Origin of the sequence: Kluyvera sp. Awk 3, assembly GCF_028069715.1 — a bacterium.
Classification (GTDB): domain Bacteria; phylum Pseudomonadota; class Gammaproteobacteria; order Enterobacterales; family Enterobacteriaceae; genus Kluyvera; species Kluyvera georgiana_A.
The window spans coordinates 1-18,963 of sequence record NZ_JANEWH010000048.1 but is presented as its reverse complement, the minus strand read 5'-3'; the positions used below and the strand labels follow the sequence as shown (position 1 = coordinate 18,963).

Below are 18,963 nucleotides of genomic sequence, written 5' to 3'. Positions count from 1 at the left end.
TATTCAGTCCTGATTAAACGAGGAAGTTGCCCAGTACCAGCAGCGAGATAGAGACGTTAATCGCCCCACCGATACGGGTTGCAATCTGTGCGAACGGCATCAGGCTCATACGGTTACCGGCTGTCAGAATGGCCACATCACCGGTACCGCCCTGCCCGCTCTGGCAGCAGGAGACGATGGCGACATCAATCGGGTGCATGCCGATTTTTTTACCGACAAAGAAGCCAGTGGCGACCAGCGCCGAAACGGTGCTGACGATAACCAGCAGGTTGCTGACGGTGAAAGCGTTAACCAGCTCCTGCCACGGAGTGATAGCCACGCCCACGGCAAACAGAATTGGGTAGGTCACGGAGGTCTGGAAGAATTTGTAAACCACCTGAGAGCCTTCCAGCAGACGCGGAGAGGCGGCGTTGCACAGCTTCACCAGGACAGCCATAAACAGCATGCCAACCGGCGCTGGCAGGCCAATCAGTTTGTGGCCCAGCATCCCCAGCATGTAGAGCAGTACCGCCAGCAGCGCGCCGGAAGCGATGGTGGTAACGTCGGTTTTACCGGATACCGTTGGCTGCGAAGATTGCGTATCCGCGTTAGCGCGGTTTGGCATCAGCTGGCCTTCACCGGTCAGGTGCGGATAGCGTTTACCCAGTTGGTTAAGGCAGCCAGAGATGATAATGGCTGTCAGGCCGCCGAGCATGACCATCGGCAGTACGCGACCGAGCGCCACGCCCTGATCCATATGCAGCAAGGTGGCGTAACCGATAGACAACGGAATCGCGCCTTCACCGACACCGCCCGCCATAATCGGTAGAATGATAAAGAAGAAGATCTGGAACGGCTCAAGACCCAGCGCCATCCCCACGCCCATGCCAACAATCATGCCGACGATTTCTCCGCACAGCATCGGGAAGAAGATGCGCAGGAAGCCCTGAATCAGCACCGTACGGTTCATGCTCATAATGCTGCCGACGATAATGCAGCAGATATAGAGATAGAGAATGTTGGTCGATTTATAGAATTTGGTGGTCGACTCCACCACCACGTCCGGTAGCAGGCCGTAATAGACCATTGCCGAAGGAATAAAGGTGGCGCATATCGCTGCAGCACCGAGCTTACCGACAATCGGCAGACGCTTACCGAACTCGCCGCAGGCAAAACCAAAAAACGCCAGCGTCGCAACCATCACCACGATATCGCTCGGCAGCTTGCCGCCCAGACAATCAATCGCGATAAGTACTCCAGCCAGCAAAAACAGCGGCAGTGGAATAATGCCAACTTTCCAGGTGTCCATAATATGCCACCAGCGTTCTTTAAGCGCCGGACGCTGAATTTCTATCGGATCGTGGGTAACAGAGAATGAATCATCAGTTGTGCTCATAATGAAGCCCTTTTGGTTATTTTGTGTGTTTAGCCTAAGGGCTTAAAGGCTTACTTTATGTGAGTAAAAGCATATTAAAACCGAAGTTTTAATGGCACCTATGGTTTTAATGGTTTCTTTTATTTAATGTGATTAACTCCTTATTTATANGNGTGGTTTTTATGGTTTCTTTTCTAAATTGCACAAATAAATAACATTTATTAATTTAACCTTAATTAAACCCGCTTTTCAGAAAAATACCTGTCAGGGGGCGGCTGTGCAAGGGATCACAAGTTTCCGGCAAACAGGCTGGCATCGTCAAAAAAGATGATATATTGGCGGTATCTATTGCGGCCCTGCGTGAGAGTAATGAAAGTATCATTCCAGATAAAACTGTTTATTTCGCTGGTTGCCTTTTTCTCGGTGCTTTTTGCGCTGCTGGGTAGCTATTATTATATCGATATGGGCCGACAGCTCTATCAAGAGATGAGCGGCCGCGCCAAAATACAGGCGGAAGAAATTGCCATCATCCCGAGTTTGCGTAAACAGGTTGCCGATAAAAATATTCCTGCCATCCATGATTTTATGCAACGATTAGCCGCGCGCAGCGACGCCAGCTTTATTGTCATTGGCGACAATGAAGGCCGGCATCTATTTCATTCAGTATTTAACGATCGCGTAGGCACCACGCTGGTCGGCGGTGATAACGAAGAGGTGTTGCGGGGTAAAAGCACCACCACGATTCGCCAGGGCGGGTTAGGCATTTCGCTGCGCAGCAAAGCGCCTATTTTTGATGACCAGGGCAAAGTGATAGGGATTGTCTCCGTCGGCTACCTCACCAGCTATCTCGACAGCATCACCGTCAACAAGGTGGTGAATATCCTGATTGCCGCCGTCCTGCTGCTGCTGGCGCTGTTCATCTTCTCGTGGTTCTTCACCCGCAGTATTAAAAAGCAGATTTTCTCCCTGGAACCCCGCGAGATAGGGCTGCTGGTACGCCAGCAAAAGGCGATGATGGAGTCTATCTACGAAGGCGTTATCGCCATGGACGATAACCTGCGTATCGAGGTGATTAACCAGGCAGCCAGAAAGCTGCTGGGCCTTAGCCTTCCGGCGCGTCGGCTGCGGGGACAGCTAATTAGCGACGTCATTACCCCGATGCCGTTCTTCAACCGCAACACCATGCTAAAGCAGGACACGCACGATGAGATCTGCCATTTTAACGATCTGACGGTGATCGCCAGCCGCGTAAGGATCATGATGGAGAATTCGCTTCAGGGTTGGGTGATAACCTTCCGCGATCGCAACGAAATTGACTCTCTCAGCGCGCAGCTAAGCCAGGTGAAGCGCTACGTTGATAACCTGCGCATCATGCGCCACGAACAGCTCAACCGAATGACCACCCTCTCCGGGCTACTGCATATGGAGCGCTACGATGAGGCCATTCGCTTTATCCAGGCCCAGTCAGAGCACGCCCAGGAACTGCTAGACTTTATCTCCTCACGCTTTAGCTCACCAACAATGTGTGGCCTGCTGCTGGGGAAAGCTGCTCGCGCCCGTGAAAAAGGCGTAGCGTTACGCTTTGACCCAGGTTGCCTGATGGACAGGCCGTTTGTCCCGCTGACGGAGTCCGAGGTCATCTCCATTATTGGTAATCTGCTGGATAACGCCATCGAAGCCACGCAGCGCGCCCCGATTCCGCATGAACCCGTAGAAGTGATGATCAAGCTGAACGATCGAGAGTTAATTATCGAGGTTGCCGATCAGGGGATCGGCATTAAACCGGAGATCCGCGAGCGGATATTTGAACGCGGGATCACCACCAAAACGCAGGGCGATCACGGGATTGGGCTGTATCTGATCGAAAGCTATGTCACCCAGGCTGGCGGTTTAATCGAAGTTGCCGATAACACGCCACGCGGCACGATTTTCTCACTGTTTATTCCTGCAACGGGAACGGTCAGATGTACCTCACAGGAATTGGAAGATACCGACTATGCAACATGAACTTATCGATGTACTGATCGTTGAAGATGAACATGAACTGGCGCAGCTACACGCGGAGCTTATCAGCAAGCACCCGCGCCTGCGGCTCGTCGGTATCGCCCCTTCACTGGCGGACGCTCAGGCACAGCTCAAGAGCAAGCAGCCGCAGCTATTGCTGCTGGATAACTATCTGCCTGACGGTAAAGGCATTACGCTCATCAGCAACCCCATGCTGGTGCAGGCCAACTGCTCGGTCATTTTCATTACCGCCGCCAGCGACATGAACACCTGTAGCCTGGCGATTCGTAACGGCGCCTTTGACTACATCCTCAAGCCGGTATCGTGGAAGCGTCTGAGCCAATCACTGGAACGCTTTGTGCAGTTCGCCGAGCAGCAACGGGTATGGAAAATCGTCGACCAGCAGAACGTCGATTCGCTCTACCAACTCCAGGCCAAAAATTATCGTCAGGACAGCGGCAGTAAAGGCATTGAGGAGAAAACGCTGGAATTGGTGCGAAAGCTGTTTAACGACCAGGCCGCACACTGCTTCTCTGTGGATGAAGTGGTCAGCGAAACGGGTTTGAGTAAAACCACCGCCCGCCGATACCTGGAACACTGTGTAGAAGCGGGCTTTTTAAGCGTGGAAATGCTGTATGGCAAGATTGGACACCCGCGCCGTATGTACCGACGCAGCGCCGCATAACCCCCTCATCTGCGGGATGAGGGGCCCGTTTTATTTCAGTACATAGCCGTACAACCGGCTGATACCGTCAGCATCCTTCTCGCTGTACACCCCCTGAAGCTCCGGCGAAAAGCCCGGCAGCAGGTTCACGCCCTCTTCCAGCGCCAGGAAATAACGCTGTACCGCACCGCCCCACACTTCCCCCGGCACCACGCACAGCACGCCCGGTGGATACGGCAGCGCGCCTTCAGCGGCAATGCGCCCTTCCGCTTCGCTGATGCGCACCAGCTCAACATTACCGCGAATAAACTCGCTGTTGGCGTCCTGCGGGTTCATCACCACTTGCGGCAAACTCTCTTTGCGGAACATCGCCTTTTGCAGGTCCTTAACGTCAAAGCTGACGTAAAGATTGTGCATCTCCTGACACAGCTCGCGTAGCGTATAGTCACGGTAACGTACCGGATACTTGTTGTAGATAGTCGGCAGCACGTCGGCCAGCGGCGTATCGTCCTCGATATGCTGTTCAAACTGGCCGAGCATTGCCACCAGCTGCGCCATTTTTTCCGGCGTTTCCGCAGGGGTTAGCAGGAACAGGATCGAATTCAGGTCGCACTTCTCCGGCACGATACCGTTCTCACGCAGATAGTGGGCAAGAATCGTCGCCGGAATACCAAACTCGGTATATTGCCCGGTTTCCGCGTCGATCCCCGGCGTGGTCAGCAGCAATTTGCACGGGTCCACGAAGTACTGATCCTGCGCATAGCCCTCGAAACCGTGCCAACGCGCGCCAGGCGCAAAGCTAAAGAAGCGACGCTCGCTGGCAATCGCTTTGGTTGGGTGATCCTGCCACGGGCGACCATCCACCATGGGCGGGATAAACGGCTGGATCATCTTACAGTTCGCCAAAATCGCCTTACGCGCTTCAATCCCCAGCTCGACGCACTCTGCCCACAGACGGCGCCCGCTCTCCCCTTCGTGGATTTTGGCGTTGATATCCAGCGCCGCAAACAGCGGATAAAACGGGCTGGTTGAGGCGTGCAGCATAAAGGCGTTGTTCAGCCGTTTGTGCGGGCAAAAGCGCGCCTGGCCGCGAATATGGTTATCTTTTTTGTGGATCTGCGAGGTCTGCGAGAAGCCCGCCTGCTGTTTGTGTACCGATTGAGTAACGAAAATGCCCGGATCGTTTTCGTTAAGATCCAGCAGCAGCGGCGAGGTGTCGGACATCATATCGATAAACTGTTCGTAGCCTACCCATGCGGAGTCAAACAGGATGTAGTCGCAAAGGTGGCCGATTTTATCCACCACCTGACGCGCATTGTAAATAGTGCCGTCATAGGTGCCCAGCTGAATGATCGCCAGGCGGAACGGACGCGCATCATCGGCTTTCTCCGGCGCGGCTTCACGAATCTGTTCGCGCAGGTAACGCTCGTCAAAGCAGTGTTCATCAATGCCACCGATAAAACCGAACGGATTACGCGCCGCTTCCAGATAGACCGGCGTCGCGCCAGCCTGAATCAACGCACCATGGTGGTTCGATTTGTGGTTATTGCGGTCGAACAGCACCAGGTCGCCGCGGGCCAGCAGAGCATTGGTCACCACCTTATTGGCGGCGGAGGTGCCGTTCAGCACAAAGTAGGTTTTATCGGCGTGGAACACCTTCGCGGCAAACTTCTGCGCGTGCTTGGCAGAGCCTTCGTGAATCAGCAGGTCACCGAGCTTCACGTCGGCGTTGCACATGTCGGCACGAAAGACGTTCTCACCGAAGAAGTCATAAAACTGGCGGCCCGCCGGATGTTTTTTAAAGAACGCGCCGTGCTGATGCCCCGGACAGGCGAAGGTGCTGTTACCCATTTCAACGTACTGAGTCAGGGTATTAAAAAACGGCGGCAGCAGCTCTTCTTCATAGCGACAGGCGGCGGTTTCCAGTTCCAGCCACTCCTGAGCTTTACCGCTGATGACCGCATTTACGCCGTTTGGCACGCTGATATCATCGCTCGTCAGCACGAACACCGGCAGCTTAAATCCGGTGCGTTTGAGTAACGCAAGAATGCCGCTGTGGCTGTCGGCCACGGTAATGACGACTGCTGCCACATCGGTAAAGTCGGTACTATCCAGCGCCACCACGTCACGATGGGTGGAAAGGCGAGAGACCAGTTCACGACTGGCAGCAATGTTCATTGATTTCATAAGCGCAACGACCCACTCAGGGAGAGTAAAAGTCCTGGACAGAGCATCTGGCTCTGCCCCACGAAGCGTCTGGGTGCAACTGGGTTACAGCTCCGACCGCCAGACATCAGTAAAAGCAGACATGGTCTAATCTTACTGTTGTCCTGCAGTGAGCGTGCGTTGGCGTCACCGCATGGTGAGCAAAGAGAATGGGGCAGACCTTCGCGAGCAGGCGAAGCGGCATTGGCGATGTAATGGCAAAGATGTCATTGCAGGCGGCCCCGATTCAGGAAAGGAGAAATTTCGCGCAATCATGGCACCATTCACCAGAGGGTGCAAGACGAAATTTTTATGCACTAATACCACGGAGAAACAAGCACTGAACCGATTAATCAGTCCATAATAATGCAGGACTTATCGATAAGTAACAGGAGTTAACGTGGTAATTGGCCCATTTATTAATGCCGGGGCGGTGCTCGTCGGCGGTTTGATCGGCGCGCTGTTAAGCCAGCGTCTTCCGGAGCGTATTCGCGTCTCCATGACCTCGATCTTCGGCCTCGCCTCGCTGGGTATTGGCCTGCTGCTGGTGATCAAGTGCGCCAATATGCCGGTGATGGTGCTGGCCACACTGATGGGGGCGCTGATCGGTGAGTTTTGCTATCTGGAAAAAGGGATCAATAACGGCGTTTCCTGGATGCAGAAGCGGCTGCTCAAGCCGGGCAAAAGCCGGGAGCATGAAAATGTCATCCAGAGCTTCGTGGCGATTATCGTCTTGTTCTGCGCGAGCGGTACCGGGATTTTTGGCTCAATGCACGAAGGGATGACCGGCGACCCGACCATACTCATCGCGAAGTCGTTTCTCGATTTCTTTACCGCCATGATTTTCGCCTGCTCGCTCGGCTTTGCCGTCTGTGCCATCAGCGTGCCGATGCTGGTCATCCAGCTGACGCTGGCGTTTTGCGCCTTTATGATCCTGCCGCTGACAACCCCGGCAATGATGGCCGATTTCACCGCCGTCGGCGGCCTGCTACTGTTGGCCACCGGCCTGCGCATCTGCGGAATCAAGATGTTCGCCGTGGTGAATATGCTGCCCGCGCTGCTGCTGGCGATGCCTATTTCTGCCGCCTGGACCGCCTTTTTTGCCTGACGTCGCGTGCAAAATACGCAAGGTGACGATAGATTGTGCAACTCGCCGCAAAATTTATAATTTTCGTTGACGAGGCGAGGCGATTACGGTTTAATGCGCCCCGTTGCCCGGATAGCTCAGTCGGTAGAGCAGGGGATTGAAAATCCCCGTGTCCTTGGTTCGATTCCGAGTCCGGGCACCACTTATTCAGAAAACCCAGCCTATGGCTGGGTTTTTGCTTTCTGGCGTTCCGATAAATTTCCGCTTCCAGAAATAGCTACGCCACCTCATCCAACCCTGACTCAAAGATGCGCTTGCGCAGAGTGGCGATCGTGTTCGACAGCGCTTTTTCCTGCTGGCGGAAATAGGCCTGTGGGTCGGCAAGCGTTGACACCAGCAGCCAGGATTTCTCTTTCTCAAGCGCGAGCATTTCGGCCTGCAGGCTGGCAATTTGCTGCTGCGTGGCACTGATTTTACGCAGCAGTAGCGTGAGATCGTTCAGCCTTTCGCTCGCCATCATTGGCTCATGCTCGCGCATGAGTCGGGCTAGCAGATTACGAATAGTCGGCAGATCGCCACGTTGTCGGGCCTGATTGAGCTGGGCCATCATCTCGTTAGCTTCCGCCTTCAGCGCATCGTCGACCAGATCCGGGTGACAAAGCTTACTCGCCTGGCGCCACAATCGTTTGAGTTCCTGACGATCCTCCTGCGCCATATTTTCATGGTGCTCGCGGCGTTTTTGCGCTTTTTGCTGCTGATCGCGCCAGGTGTCATACTGTTCGCGCGCTTCGTCACGCGCACGTTGTTCGCGGGAATCGTCGTCATGACACATTTCGGCTCGCTTGCGCAGCGAGGCTTCCGCCAGGATCTTTCGCAGCCTCAGCACCTCGGCCATCAGCGGCCCCAGATGCTGCATATAAAGATCGTTAAACTCATCAAGCTGAGTCAGCCTTGCGTTCCTGGCATCAAGCAGCGCCTGTAGCTGGGTTTCCAGCGCTTTTAGCTCCAGTTTGCTGGCCGCAATGCGCGGATCCTGCCAGTGAGTCATCGAGCGCTGGCTTTGCAGCCAGCTGACGATGGCGTTCATCGCCTCGCCATAGCGCCGGGACTCCAGCGCCTGAACGATGGCGTCAATCGCCGGATCGTCAATGTCGCCTTTCAGGTGCGAAATCTGACTGGCAATGATCTCATCATCTTCCAGTTCAATGGCATTTTTGATGATTTCCAGCCGCTTGATGGGTTTACTCATGGGGCGTTTGCTCGGCGTCCTGACCGTGGGAATGGATCGCAGAGTAGCACTCGTTCCGGTGCGCCGTCAGCCGCTATGTCATATTATAAGTGACGTTATTTCAGTCGCTTAGATTTTCGATATGAAGTATAGACTTAAGTCGAACTGACGGCGGTTAATATCGTTACTCTGCCAGAGCCTGCCGCAAATCGTCGCGCAAATCATCAACCCCTTCAATGCCCACTGAGAGGCGAATCAGCTGTGGCGTAATGCCGTTGGCGAGTCGCTGCTCCAGAGGGATAGACGCATGGGTCATGCTGAACGGCTGGCTGACCAGGCTTTCCACGCCGCCCAGGCTCTCAGCGAGCGTAAACAGGCGCAACTTTTTGATCGCCGCTTCTGCCCGTTCGGCATCGCCTTTTACCACGATCGAGATCATCCCTCCCGGCTGCGCCATCTGGCGGCGGGCGAGCGCATAGTCGGGGTGCGATTCCAGCCATGGGAACCAGACCTTTTCCACCTGCGGCTGCTGCTCAAGCCACTGAGCAAGCGCCAGCGCATTGCTGCTGTGGCGTTCCATGCGCAGCGACAGCGTGCGGATCCCGCGCAGGGTCAGGAAGCTACTGAACGGATCGAGCACCCCGCCAACGGCGTTTTGCAGATAGCCAAGCTGCTCCGCCAGCGTCGGGTTATCGCCCACCACCGCAAGACCGGCGACAACGTCCGAGTGGCCGTTGAGGTATTTGGTGGCGGAATGCACCACAATATCAAAGCCGAAAGCCAGCGGGCGCTGAATAACCGGCGAGGCAAAGGTGTTATCTGCCACGCTGATGAGCTTATGGCGGCGGGCGATGCTGGCGATTGCCTCCAGATCGGCCAGTTTCAGCAAGGGGTTGGTCGGCGTCTCGACCCAAATCATGCGCGTTTCCGGGCGGATAGCCGCTTCCAGCGCCGGGAGCGAACCGGGTTTGACCCAGCTCACCTGCAGCCCTGCGCTGCGCCGACGCACGTTTTCAATCAGCCGGTAGGTTCCCCCATAAACATCATCGACGGCGACGATATGGCTGTCTTTATCCAGCAGTTCCAGTACCGTTGAGATGGCCGCCAGGCCAGAAGCAAAGGCGTAGCCGCGGCTACCGCCTTCCAGCTCAGCAATCGCGGTCTCCAGCGCAGCGCGCGTCGGGTTGCCACTTCGCGAATATTCATAGCCGCTGTGCTGGCCCGGTGCCGGTTGGGCATAGGTTGATGTTGCGTAAATCGGCGGCATCACCGCGCCGTGGCTATCGGTAAAAGTGCCGCTGTGTACGCTTAGAGTGTCGAAAGTTTTCATTATTCATTCCTTATTGTTCAAGACGATTGCGCCAGCTCGTGAGGAGATCGCTGCGGGTAATAAGGCCGAGAAAGCGCTCGTTATCCACCACCACGGCCACCTGGCCACGATCAAAAATCGGTTTCAGCGCGCTCTCAGGCGCGGTGATGTCGAGGGTTTCAACCTCCTGCGTCATGGCTTCGCGCACCGGCAAACCAAAGCGTTGGCTGTCGCCCTGCACGTGGCTCAGCAAATCCCACTCATCGACGATTCCCACCACCCTTCCCTCTTCCAGCACCGGGAGCTGTGAGATGTCATACAGGCGCATACGAGCCAGCACGGCGGCCAGGGTATCGTCGGGAGCGGCGGTGACGGTGGCGCCTTCATCATGGCGTAAGGCAATAAAATCACTCAGATCACCACGCTGTGTGCGGGCCAGCAGGCCCTGCTGGCGCATCCAGTCGTCGTTGAACATTTTCGACAGGTACTTATTGCCGCTGTCGCAGGCAAAGGTCACCACCCGTTTAGGCGTGGTTTGCGCGCGACAGTAGCGCAGCGCCGCCGCCAGCAGCGTGCCGCTTGAAGAGCCCGCCAGAATCCCTTCCACCTGCAGGAGTTCGCGGGCGGTAGTGAAGGCTTCACGATCGCTGATGCGTAATGCCTTACGTACGTTATTGATGTGCGCTAATGGCGGGATAAAATCTTCGCCAATTCCTTCAACCAGCCAGGATCCCGCTTCCTGATAACGGCCGCTTTCGACCTGATCGGCAAGGATCGAACCGGCCGGATCGGCCAGCACAAACTCGGTGTGCGGCGAGTGTTCGGCGAACCATGCCTGCAGGCCACCCAGCGTACCGCCCGATCCCACGCCAACGACGATGGCATCAATCTGCCCGTCGAGTTGCTGATACAGCTCCGGCGCGGTGGTTGTGGTGTGAGCCAACGGATTGGCGGCGTTATTAAACTGGTCAATGTAAAAAGCACCGGGGAGCGTTTTCGCCAGCCGCTGCGCGTAGTCCTGATAGTACGCCGGATGCCCCTTGCCAACGTCAGAGCGGGTCAACACCACCTGAGCGCCAAGGGCGCGGAGGTGGAAAATCTTCTCGCGGCTCATTTTGTCCGGTACGACAAGGATAAGTTTGTACCCGCGCTGGGCGGCAATCAGCGCCAGCCCAAGCCCGGTATTGCCTGCGGTCGCTTCAACAATGGTGCCGCCAGGCTGCAGCAGCCCCTGCTTTTGCGCCTCGTCGATCATCGACAGCGCCACCCGGTCCTTGATTGAACCGCCGGGGTTCTGGTTTTCCAGTTTCAGAAACAGGCTGCACGGTCCGGTATCCAGCTTATGCAGCTGCAGTACCGGCGTCTGGCCGATAAGTTCGGTGACGGAATGGTAAACGGTCATACACTTTAATCCTGATATATGAGCAACGACCAGAGTGTAGGACTGTAAAAAATGGATGATAAAGAACCTTTATCTGCTCGTTAGCGCAAATTGGAATATGACCTGCTATTTAGACATGTGGATAGAGAGACGTTTAGTCGTACAGAGGGATTGATGGCTAAAAATGGGGGAATTTGCCGTATTTTCAGCCACCAAAGCGGCTTCAGAATGCGCCTTTTGCCGCATCACAGCTTTCTATTGTTGAACTTTATCTAAGGAGTTCTCGCCGCCGGTTTGGGGATGCTAGCGAGATGACGCGTTGAGGAACCCGCCGCAAAGGCGGGTTCCTGTCACTGATAAACAAACGTCACGCCAATAATCGACTGTACGTTGCCCGCCGTTACCTGGCCGTGGGTTCGCGCATAGTTGGCGGTCAAGCCAAGGCTCACGGCCGAGGTGCTTACCGTGCCAAGCGATACCGTGCTGTTGGCAGGCACAATGCTACCGTTGCGGGTAAGCTGAACGCCAACCCCACTCGCGGGTGAAGCCGATGCGGTGTTGGTGAAAATGGAGTTCGCCGAATCCTCCGTCGTCCCCGACAGGTAGTAACTGAGCTTTTGACTCTGTGCACAGTAAACCGTCAGCGGAATGGATGTTGAACCGGGGTAATCCGGCAGCGTCACCGTGACGTCTCGCGCAGAGACGTCACAGCCTCCGGTAGGCACCACCACATTGTTGTTGGCGTAGATATTCCAGACAAACTGGAAATCGTCGTTATTTTTATTGTTGGTCTGACGAAGGATCAGAACGGCAATAAGCGTTCCGGCGCTAATTGCCACGCCGCCGGCGGAGCTAATCGGCGTCAGATAGAGCATCGTGGGCCAGGGTTTATCGGTTTTCGAGTTGTAAATTAGCCGCGCGGTCTCCGTGGTGGTGGGAAACGGATAGCTGGAGCCGTTGTATTTGACGGTGCCGGAGAAACTGGACAACACGCCACCGTATGCCGAACCCCGTTGCAGCGTAACGTAGTCAGTTATGGTCTCCGGGTAATCGTTATGACAAAAAATCTGCGTCGAAAGATCGACAACCAGGTTTTGCCCCACGTTCACCTCAGGCGCCAGATCCACATACACGTTCGCGCTGCCGCCACCGATAGGGATCGTCGTTCCGCTGGCGGTCCGGCAGGCAAATGACCAGGCATTAAACGACCAACCGGCCATCAGCAGCACCGTCAACACGGTTATCACTCTCTTCATCACGATCGTCTCCTGGTCAGGCGTAGGTATAGGTGACGTTGATCACCGCCTGAATGGTTCCCTGGGTAGCGCCGCCGTTAACCGACAGCGCCCTCACCTGCAGCGGAAAGCGTGCGGACTGCGAGGCCTCATCCACCGTCACCGTTGTCTTCGCGCCGGTATTGAGCGTGTTGCCCGCCGCGTCCTGCAGCTCAAGCTGAATATTTCTGGCCGTTCCCTGATTCTGGTAATAGCCGGTGGCATCTGCCGTACCGCTAAAGCTGGCGGTGACGCGCGATGTGCCAACCGGACAGTTGCTGAGATCCAGCGCGACGTCATGCCAGGGCGAGGTTGAGCCAGCGGAAAGTAGGTTGAAGGTGTAGAGATCGCCAAGATCAACGTCAGCATTGCGGGTTGATACCGTACACGGCTTCGCCACCACTTTACCGTTGACCGTAATCGTCACATCGGCGGCCCATAGCGCCGAAGAGAAGGCGACCAGCGCGATTGCCGATAGCACACCGCAATAAGCCCATTTCATTGATGCCTCCACTTACTGAAATTCAAGAGTGAACGTCGCCGTGGCGTTAACGTGGCCCGGCGTGACCGGAACCTGCGTGGCCATCAGGCGAGCATAAAAGTTCAGCGTATTGCTCTGACCGGGCTTCAGCGTCGTCCACGGAATAGCGGATGACGTGGCATTCAGCGGCAGCATTGTCTGCTGATCGTTAAGGATCTGCACCCCCATGCCAGCGGCGGCAGCGCTGCCGCCGTCAAGCTTCAACAGGCGGGTATTGTCATTATCCGCCACGCCAGTAAACCCAACCTTCACGGCGCTAACCGCGCTGCCGCAAGGTGAGAGAACAATACGAAACGGTATCGCGGGGGTCGTCGCGCCAACGGTACTGAACTGCTTAGCCGCGTTATCCATCAGGTCGACGATAAAGTCCTTCGACTCGCCCGCCACCGCGCAGCCGTTATCTCGTACGTAACCGCTGATGGTGATGGTGCTATCTGCGGCCAGGGCGCTGGCGGCGGATAGCGACAGCAACGCGCTGAGCAGGTAAAAAGGTTTTGTCATCATCATGTCCTTAGCGGCAGGTCGCCGACAGCTGAATCAGCGACTGCTGCTGGCTCTCATCAGGTAACCGATATTCCGCTTCACAGCGCGCATTGGCGCCTTGCCCCCATGCCACCTGCACCTTTCCGGCCAGCGGCATGCCGCTGAGATAAACGAGGCCATTATCAGCCACGATGCTGCCGTTCTGGTTACCGTCCGAGGTGACCATCGCGCCAAACGGCACAGGTTTACCGTTGTGGATTAACGTCATCAGCAACTTCATGCCGACGTGCGCCTTAAACTCCGCGCGGACAATCGCGCCGTGAGTCGGTACGACGTTCACTACCGCATCGTCCAGATCGACGTTATCCGCCAGCGAGTTGGTGTCCAGCGCCACACGGTTTTCCCGGTATTCAGTGGCGTAGGGCAGCACGGCGTAGCCGCGCCAGTCGGTGCGTATCCCGGTCTGATTTTCCACTTTTGTCCCTTTCGCCCCCGGCGCGCTGACCAGCACCACCGTGTCATTGAGAGGCTGGCTCAGCGTGACGCCGTTGGCGTGAGCCAGCACGCCGCCGCTCATGCCGTAGTAAAGCTGCTTAATCCCGTCGCTACGGCTGTAGCCAACGTTGGCATTGCCGTAGCCACCGCGATAGTTCAGCGCGGCATAGCCGGTGCTCCCGCTGCTGCCCTCGCCGCCGCTGGCATAGCCGGTCTGCACGTTGTAACTCAGGTTGTTATCCTCCAGCAGCGTGCCGTACAGCCCTGCGAGGTTGCTCATCCGACCGTTGAGATCGTTGGACATGCTGTAGCTGGCGCTGGCGTGCCGCCAGACGGATTTGCTGTCCGAGCGCAGCCAGTGGCTGAACGGAATGTTGACGTTCACCGCCAGCATCTGGTCACGGGCATCCTGCCAGGCGTTTTTGGTCAGGCTATAGCTCAACGTCCAGTTAATATCGTCCACGGCCATATTCAGCCCGGCCTGGAATTGCTCATCCGCGTTATGAGTGCCCCAGTAGGTTTGCTGGCTGCCACTCACATAAAGCGTGGCGGTACGCCCCAACTGCTGGGTTACGCTGACCTGCACTTTGCCCCTTTTGCTGTAGGCGAGGTTGTAGTAGTCGGTGAATTTCGGCTTCACGTAGACCGGCCCATCTTCCGTCACCACGGAGTACCCGCTCATACGCTGATAGGTGGTATCGGCAAAGCTGAAATATCCGCGCGTAGAGTAGCGGTAGCCCACCAGCTGAATATTGGTACCCAATTCATTAAGCGATTTGTTATAGAGGAAGCGCACCGACTGCCCCTGCTGCCGACTGTCGTCGGGTAGCGTGGCGTTGGCCTGGGTAATGTCCACCGACATCGCGCCCAGGTTGCCCATGTTCTTGCCGACCCCGAAGTTAAACGCGCGATAGCGATCCGCCAGTTGGCTTCCACCATACAGCGTCCATCCCGCCGCCAGCCCGTGCATAAGGGTGCCCTGAAAGAACGTCGGGTCGTCCTGCTGCTCGTTGCCGCTACGGTATTTTCCGGCAGTGAGCGCATAGCGCGTGTGCCCTTCCCTCTGCAGCACCGGGACGGAAGAATACGGTACGGTAAAGGTTTGATTGCTGCCGTCCGCCTCCTTGATCGTGACCTGCAGGTCGCCGCCGTTGCCCGCGGCATAGAGGTCGTTTATGGTGAAGGGGCCAGGCGGCACCGTGCTGTGGTAAATCTCATAGCCGTTTTGCTTGATAGAGACCTGCGCGGTACCGCGAGCTATACCGTGAATAACCGGCGCGAAGCCTTTCTGGCTGTCCGGCAGCATGTTGTCATCGGAAGCCAATTGCGCGCCGCGGAAGTTAATCCCGTCAAAGATATCGCCGTTGGTATAGCTATCACCCAGCGTCAGCCGCGAGCGTAACGCCGTGATATCGCGCTCCAGCCAGGTATTGATATGCTGCCATTTGTTCTCGTTTTGCGAGCCGCTGCTGTGGCTCCAGGTACTGTTGTCACGCAACCGCCATGGGCCGACGTTCAGCCCGCTTTGCAGGTTTAAATAGGCATACTGGCTGCTACCGCCAACCGTGTTCTGCACGCGATTACCGGTGAAGTTGTAGTTCAGCAATCCGGCAGTGATACCGTTATCCCACAGCTCCGGCGGAATATAGCCGCGCGCCTGGTTCCCCATAAAGGCCTGAGGAATGGTCAGGTACAGTCGCTGCTGGCCGACATCCAGACGGATGGTTGCCTCTTTAATCATCTCGGTTAAGGGTACGCAGGCGTCAGCGGCAAGCGCATGCAGCCCGTCGACGGCGGCGACATTCAGCCCCATGCTGGCCAGCTGCCCGCGCGTCAGGCACGGCATCAGCCCATGGCCATCCTCAGGAGCGTTGAAGGTGACATCGCGAGTGGTCATATACCCGTCGTTAAGGTAGATATCTACGCGATAGGTCCCCGGCGGCAGCTCCTGCCCCTTCTCAAAACCGGAAAGATCCGCCACAGCGGCAGGGTCGTCGGCCAGAAAGCGCGGGTTAAAGTAGAGTTCCGCCTGAACGAAAAAGGTCGGTGACGCGAGCAAAATGGCAACCGGAAGCTGCCGCATACGCCAGACCCGCAAACAGGCGAGGTCAAATTTCAGATATGGCATAGTCCCTCCGGTTTCACATCACCCGGCGATCATTTCTTATTCTGTTCAAGGGATAGGGGCAGCCCTGTGGCTTAACGCATCGCGCCTATCATGCGCGGCGTCAGCGCACCATAGTCATTAATGGTTCTGAAGGTAATTTCACCGCCCGCATCATCCGGTATTTTCACCCGGGCCTCGCCCATCGGCGGCACCAGCGCGTTTTCCAGCACGCGGGTACCAGCGTTAAGCTCGGTAACCGTCAGGTAGTACGGCGTGGGATTGATCAGCGTAAGCGTGCCGGCACTGCGACGGAACGTCAGTTTTTCGACGGCCTGCTCCGGCGGCATCGCCAGTTTTGCCGGGCGATAGTAAAGCTTGATACGGCTGATAATCGCCAGTTGCAGGGTATTGTCGTTGAGCTTAGATTTATCCATCGCCGGAATCGCCTTCACGTTCATCCAGAACAAGCTTTCCCGATCCTGCGGCAGCTGGTTATTGGACGCGTCAAGAATACGCAGCGTGTTCTCTTTTTTCCCCTGCATCGCGAACAGCGGCGGCGTCACCACAAAACGACCATCTTTAACGCCGTCGGCGTTTTCCACCCAGGACTGAATCAGATAAGTGCCGCTCTCGTCGGTATTGGTGACCGCCAGAGGGACCTGCTTTTGCCCTGCCGGATAAATGACCCGAGTCGCCCCCAGCGCCACACCCGCGTGCGCATAATGGCTTACCCCGCTCGCCGCTATCAGCAGCAGCATCGCCAGCGCACCGCGCATCATCATCAACGTTCTTTTCATGTTTACCCTTGTTGTACTCACCGTCATTTCCTGCGTCCGGTTAATTACTGGTAGGTCAAGGCGAACCAGGCCTGCGCATTGGCCGTACCGCCGGTGACCTGACGTGCGGTCGAACGGTATTTCGCCACAAAATGCAGCGTGGTTGGCCCATCGTAGAGTCGCGCCCAGCGCACGGGCGCCTGGTTGAGTGGAATTAATCCGCCCTGGTCATCAAACAGCGCAATGCCAATACCGGTAGCGATGCCCGCCCCCTCTCCCACCGAGAGAACGTTAGGATCTTTACCGTCAGCGACGCCCTGAAACGACACGCCAACGTGCTGGCTGACTGCCGTACTGCAATCTTCAAGATGAATAGCAAAAGCGATCGGATTAGATTCTTCGCCCACCGCATGGAAACGATGGCTGGCCACCTGGCCCATTTTTACCGTCATCAGGCGATCTTCCGCCGCCACGCTGCAGGCTTCGGCGATAACAACGCCCTGAAAACGTAAACCACCACCGGGTAACGTGACGTTCCAGTGGTTGCCAGCATGCGCGACGATCGGCAGCAGAAACATCAGCAGTAACCCTGTCATCCAACGCATGACTATCACCTCCATTCCCTCGTGATGACGGGCCTTCCTGGCCCTCGTGGCGTCCCTGCCGGTTGGATTACTCGTACTGAACTTTGAAGGTCGCGTCGGCGTTCGCGGTACCCGCCGTGGCCGCGCCGGTCGCGTAGTAACGCGCCTGGAACGGAAGCACGTTAGGACCATCGTTCAGAGTGGTCGCGGAGCTAAAGGTCGCGCCATCGAGTGCCAGCGGTTTGCCTTTGTTATCAAGAATCTGGATACCCACGTTGGTGGCGCCGCCCGATGCTGACCCTTGCAGCGCCAGAACGGTGTTGTTGGTGGTATCAACCGCTGTGCCGGAGAAGGCCACAGATGCCTTCGTCGAAACGCTGGTATCGCAGTCGTTCAGTTGGATGTTAAAGCCGACGGCGGAACTGGTGCTGCCCGCAGTCGCCAGTTTTGCCGAACGAACCTGACCCATCTGTACCGTCTGGTCGATAGAACCGGCATCCACGGCGCAGGCCGCGTTTACCACATCGCCTTTAAAATGCACGGTGCCGCCGTTTACCGTCGTCGTGTCCGCCAGCGCTGCCGCAGAGGTGAAGGAAAGCGCAGAGATAATTACCAGCGCAACTTTATTAATGCCCATAAATGTACTCCTGATTAATGGAGAATATTATTCTCACTTTGTTAAAAACAGCGCTAAAGGCAGGCAATGAAGGTTCTGCCTGACACGCATCGATTATTTATGTGAAGACAACCACATCCCAACAACAGCACCGTTATCTGGATATCAGAAATAACGTCACCAGCGTCGATTCAGCTTAGAGATATCCAGATAAAACGACATTGTCGCGGCATTATTCCCACGCAACCCAAACATTCGTTTAGTTTTCTGCCGCAAATAATAAATATGTTTTTCGCTGAGTCCTGCTAATTTATTAATTTGTGAAACGGAGTAACCTTCGCATAGATAGCGAAAGACAATCAACTCTTGTTCAGAGAAATCCCGCCGGTCAAACATAGATTTACCGGCTTCATACAGACACAAGTAAAGCTCGGAAAAACCTATCTTTTCAGAGATGAGCCAAGGGAATGGCCCCTGAAAGGCGCATCCGGGAGCCCCCTCCATCTTGTATAACAGTACAATTCGGCAATGAGAGCATAATGAAGCAATTAAACTCAGTATCCGGTGTCGCTCGGCAATATCAGAAATATATACCACGAAGATATCACTGACCGATGGACGTAAGTAACAGTTAGATTTTAATTGTCTGGAGTGGATTGCTGCGACATTCCCTCTCCGAATGACTTCATCATCTTGCAATGCCAAAAGGAAAAAACTGTTATCCGAGATAATACATTTCCTCATATATTACCCCAACATCCAGATCCGATTTATTCTATTTAATGTCCATAATTCCTGTTTCCAGAAAGTCGTAAGCCAAACTTCGATTTAATTATATACACAGCGAATATACAT

General features: G+C 55.7%; 16 protein-coding genes and 1 tRNA gene. 4 read left to right on the top strand and 13 right to left on the bottom strand.

What is annotated here, in order from left to right; translation table 11 throughout:
- Positions 1-13: 13 nt before the first annotated feature.
- Positions 14-1,375: a 2-hydroxycarboxylate transporter family protein gene (locus tag NNN71_RS11930; protein ID WP_271458560.1), complete on the bottom strand. Its 1,362-nt coding sequence runs from the start codon at positions 1,373-1,375 to the stop codon at positions 14-16.
- 348 nt (positions 1,376-1,723) lie between these two features.
- Here NNN71_RS11930 and NNN71_RS11925 point away from each other — a divergent pair, with 348 nt between their 5' ends.
- On the top strand, positions 1,724-3,361 hold the full coding sequence (locus tag NNN71_RS11925; RefSeq protein WP_271458559.1) for an ATP-binding protein: 1,638 nt from the start codon (positions 1,724-1,726) through the stop codon (positions 3,359-3,361).
- Positions 3,351-4,043: a response regulator gene (locus tag NNN71_RS11920; protein WP_271458558.1), complete on the top strand. Its 693-nt coding sequence runs from the start codon at positions 3,351-3,353 to the stop codon at positions 4,041-4,043. Before NNN71_RS11925 ends, NNN71_RS11920 begins: the two co-directional genes overlap by 11 nt.
- 30 nt (positions 4,044-4,073) lie before the next feature.
- Here the strand turns inward: NNN71_RS11920 and NNN71_RS11915 are convergent, their stop codons facing one another.
- The gene (locus NNN71_RS11915; protein ID WP_271458557.1) at positions 4,074-6,209 is read right to left on the bottom strand and encodes an ornithine decarboxylase; all 2,136 of its coding nucleotides are present in this window, start codon (positions 6,207-6,209) and stop codon (positions 4,074-4,076) included.
- Positions 6,210-6,627: 418 nt separating this feature from the next.
- Between NNN71_RS11915 and NNN71_RS11910 the strand changes: the two genes are divergently transcribed.
- Together NNN71_RS11910 and NNN71_RS11905 are read left to right on the top strand one after the other, a co-directional pair.
- A complete protein-coding gene (locus tag NNN71_RS11910) occupies positions 6,628-7,335 on the top strand; it encodes a DUF554 domain-containing protein (RefSeq protein WP_163446006.1) in 708 nt (235 codons plus the stop codon).
- Between the two features lie 105 nt (positions 7,336-7,440).
- Positions 7,441-7,516: transfer RNA gene (locus NNN71_RS11905), tRNA-Phe, on the top strand.
- A 75-nt stretch (positions 7,517-7,591) separates the two neighbouring features.
- Here NNN71_RS11905 and NNN71_RS11900 read toward each other — a convergent pair.
- The 11 genes from NNN71_RS11900 to NNN71_RS11850 all read right to left on the bottom strand — a co-directional run bounded on the left by NNN71_RS11900 (position 7,592) and on the right by NNN71_RS11850 (position 18,852).
- Complete coding sequence (locus tag NNN71_RS11900; protein ID WP_271458556.1) at positions 7,592-8,563, bottom strand: DNA repair protein; 972 nt, start codon at positions 8,561-8,563, stop codon at positions 7,592-7,594.
- Positions 8,564-8,726: 163 nt separating this feature from the next.
- Positions 8,727-9,872, bottom strand: a complete 1,146-nt coding sequence (locus NNN71_RS11895) for a trans-sulfuration enzyme family protein (RefSeq protein WP_163449229.1) — start codon at positions 9,870-9,872, stop codon at positions 8,727-8,729.
- 10 nt (positions 9,873-9,882) lie between these two features.
- The gene (locus NNN71_RS11890) at positions 9,883-11,253 is read right to left on the bottom strand and encodes a pyridoxal-phosphate dependent enzyme (RefSeq protein WP_163449230.1); all 1,371 of its coding nucleotides are present in this window, start codon (positions 11,251-11,253) and stop codon (positions 9,883-9,885) included.
- Positions 11,254-11,582: 329 nt separating this feature from the next.
- Entirely contained in the window at positions 11,583-12,488 is a 906-nt protein-coding gene (locus tag NNN71_RS11885) for a fimbrial protein (protein ID WP_163449231.1), read from the bottom strand.
- A 16-nt stretch (positions 12,489-12,504) separates the two neighbouring features.
- The gene (locus NNN71_RS11880) at positions 12,505-13,008 is read right to left on the bottom strand and encodes a fimbrial protein (protein ID WP_163449232.1); all 504 of its coding nucleotides are present in this window, start codon (positions 13,006-13,008) and stop codon (positions 12,505-12,507) included.
- A 12-nt stretch (positions 13,009-13,020) separates the two neighbouring features.
- Positions 13,021-13,551, bottom strand: a complete 531-nt coding sequence (locus NNN71_RS11875) for a fimbrial protein (RefSeq protein ID WP_163449233.1) — start codon at positions 13,549-13,551, stop codon at positions 13,021-13,023.
- Positions 13,552-13,558: 7 nt separating this feature from the next.
- Positions 13,559-16,108 (bottom strand): fimbrial biogenesis usher protein, encoded by a 2,550-nt coding sequence (locus NNN71_RS11870; protein ID WP_223882166.1) that lies wholly within the window; start codon positions 16,106-16,108, stop codon positions 13,559-13,561.
- A gap of 116 nt (positions 16,109-16,224) precedes the next feature.
- Positions 16,225-16,914 (bottom strand): fimbria/pilus periplasmic chaperone, encoded by a 690-nt coding sequence (locus NNN71_RS11865; protein ID WP_411908120.1) that lies wholly within the window; start codon positions 16,912-16,914, stop codon positions 16,225-16,227.
- Positions 16,915-16,973: 59 nt separating this feature from the next.
- Complete coding sequence (locus tag NNN71_RS11860; protein ID WP_167575028.1) at positions 16,974-17,513, bottom strand: fimbrial protein; 540 nt, start codon at positions 17,511-17,513, stop codon at positions 16,974-16,976.
- Positions 17,514-17,580: 67 nt separating this feature from the next.
- Positions 17,581-18,129, bottom strand: a complete 549-nt coding sequence (gene fimA / locus NNN71_RS11855) for a type 1 fimbrial major subunit FimA (RefSeq protein WP_163449236.1) — start codon at positions 18,127-18,129, stop codon at positions 17,581-17,583.
- A 156-nt stretch (positions 18,130-18,285) separates the two neighbouring features.
- Positions 18,286-18,852 (bottom strand): hypothetical protein, encoded by a 567-nt coding sequence (locus tag NNN71_RS11850; protein WP_163449237.1) that lies wholly within the window; start codon positions 18,850-18,852, stop codon positions 18,286-18,288.
- Positions 18,853-18,963 lie beyond the last annotated feature (111 nt).

Coding starts and splice junctions, on each gene's coding strand:
- NNN71_RS11930 (WP_271458560.1), bottom strand. CDS start 1,375: ATGAGCACAACTGATGATTCATTCTCTGTTACCCACGATCCGATAGAA.
- NNN71_RS11925 (WP_271458559.1), top strand. CDS start 1,724: ATGAAAGTATCATTCCAGATAAAACTGTTTATTTCGCTGGTTGCCTTT.
- NNN71_RS11920 (WP_271458558.1), top strand. CDS start 3,351: ATGCAACATGAACTTATCGATGTACTGATCGTTGAAGATGAACATGAA.
- NNN71_RS11915 (WP_271458557.1), bottom strand. CDS start 6,209: ATGAAATCAATGAACATTGCTGCCAGTCGTGAACTGGTCTCTCGCCTT.
- NNN71_RS11900 (WP_271458556.1), bottom strand. CDS start 8,563: ATGAGTAAACCCATCAAGCGGCTGGAAATCATCAAAAATGCCATTGAA.
- NNN71_RS11895 (WP_163449229.1), bottom strand. CDS start 9,872: ATGAAAACTTTCGACACTCTAAGCGTACACAGCGGCACTTTTACCGAT.
- NNN71_RS11890 (WP_163449230.1), bottom strand. CDS start 11,253: ATGACCGTTTACCATTCCGTCACCGAACTTATCGGCCAGACGCCGGTA.
- NNN71_RS11885 (WP_163449231.1), bottom strand. CDS start 12,488: ATGAAGAGAGTGATAACCGTGTTGACGGTGCTGCTGATGGCCGGTTGG.
- NNN71_RS11880 (WP_163449232.1), bottom strand. CDS start 13,008: ATGAAATGGGCTTATTGCGGTGTGCTATCGGCAATCGCGCTGGTCGCC.
- NNN71_RS11875 (WP_163449233.1), bottom strand. CDS start 13,551: ATGATGACAAAACCTTTTTACCTGCTCAGCGCGTTGCTGTCGCTATCC.
- NNN71_RS11870 (WP_223882166.1), bottom strand. CDS start 16,108: ATGCGGCAGCTTCCGGTTGCCATTTTGCTCGCGTCACCGACCTTTTTC.
- NNN71_RS11865 (WP_411908120.1), bottom strand. CDS start 16,914: ATGATGATGCGCGGTGCGCTGGCGATGCTGCTGCTGATAGCGGCGAGC.
- NNN71_RS11860 (WP_167575028.1), bottom strand. CDS start 17,513: ATGCGTTGGATGACAGGGTTACTGCTGATGTTTCTGCTGCCGATCGTC.
- fimA (WP_163449236.1), bottom strand. CDS start 18,129: ATGGGCATTAATAAAGTTGCGCTGGTAATTATCTCTGCGCTTTCCTTC.
- NNN71_RS11850 (WP_163449237.1), bottom strand. CDS start 18,852: ATGAGGAAATGTATTATCTCGGATAACAGTTTTTTCCTTTTGGCATTG.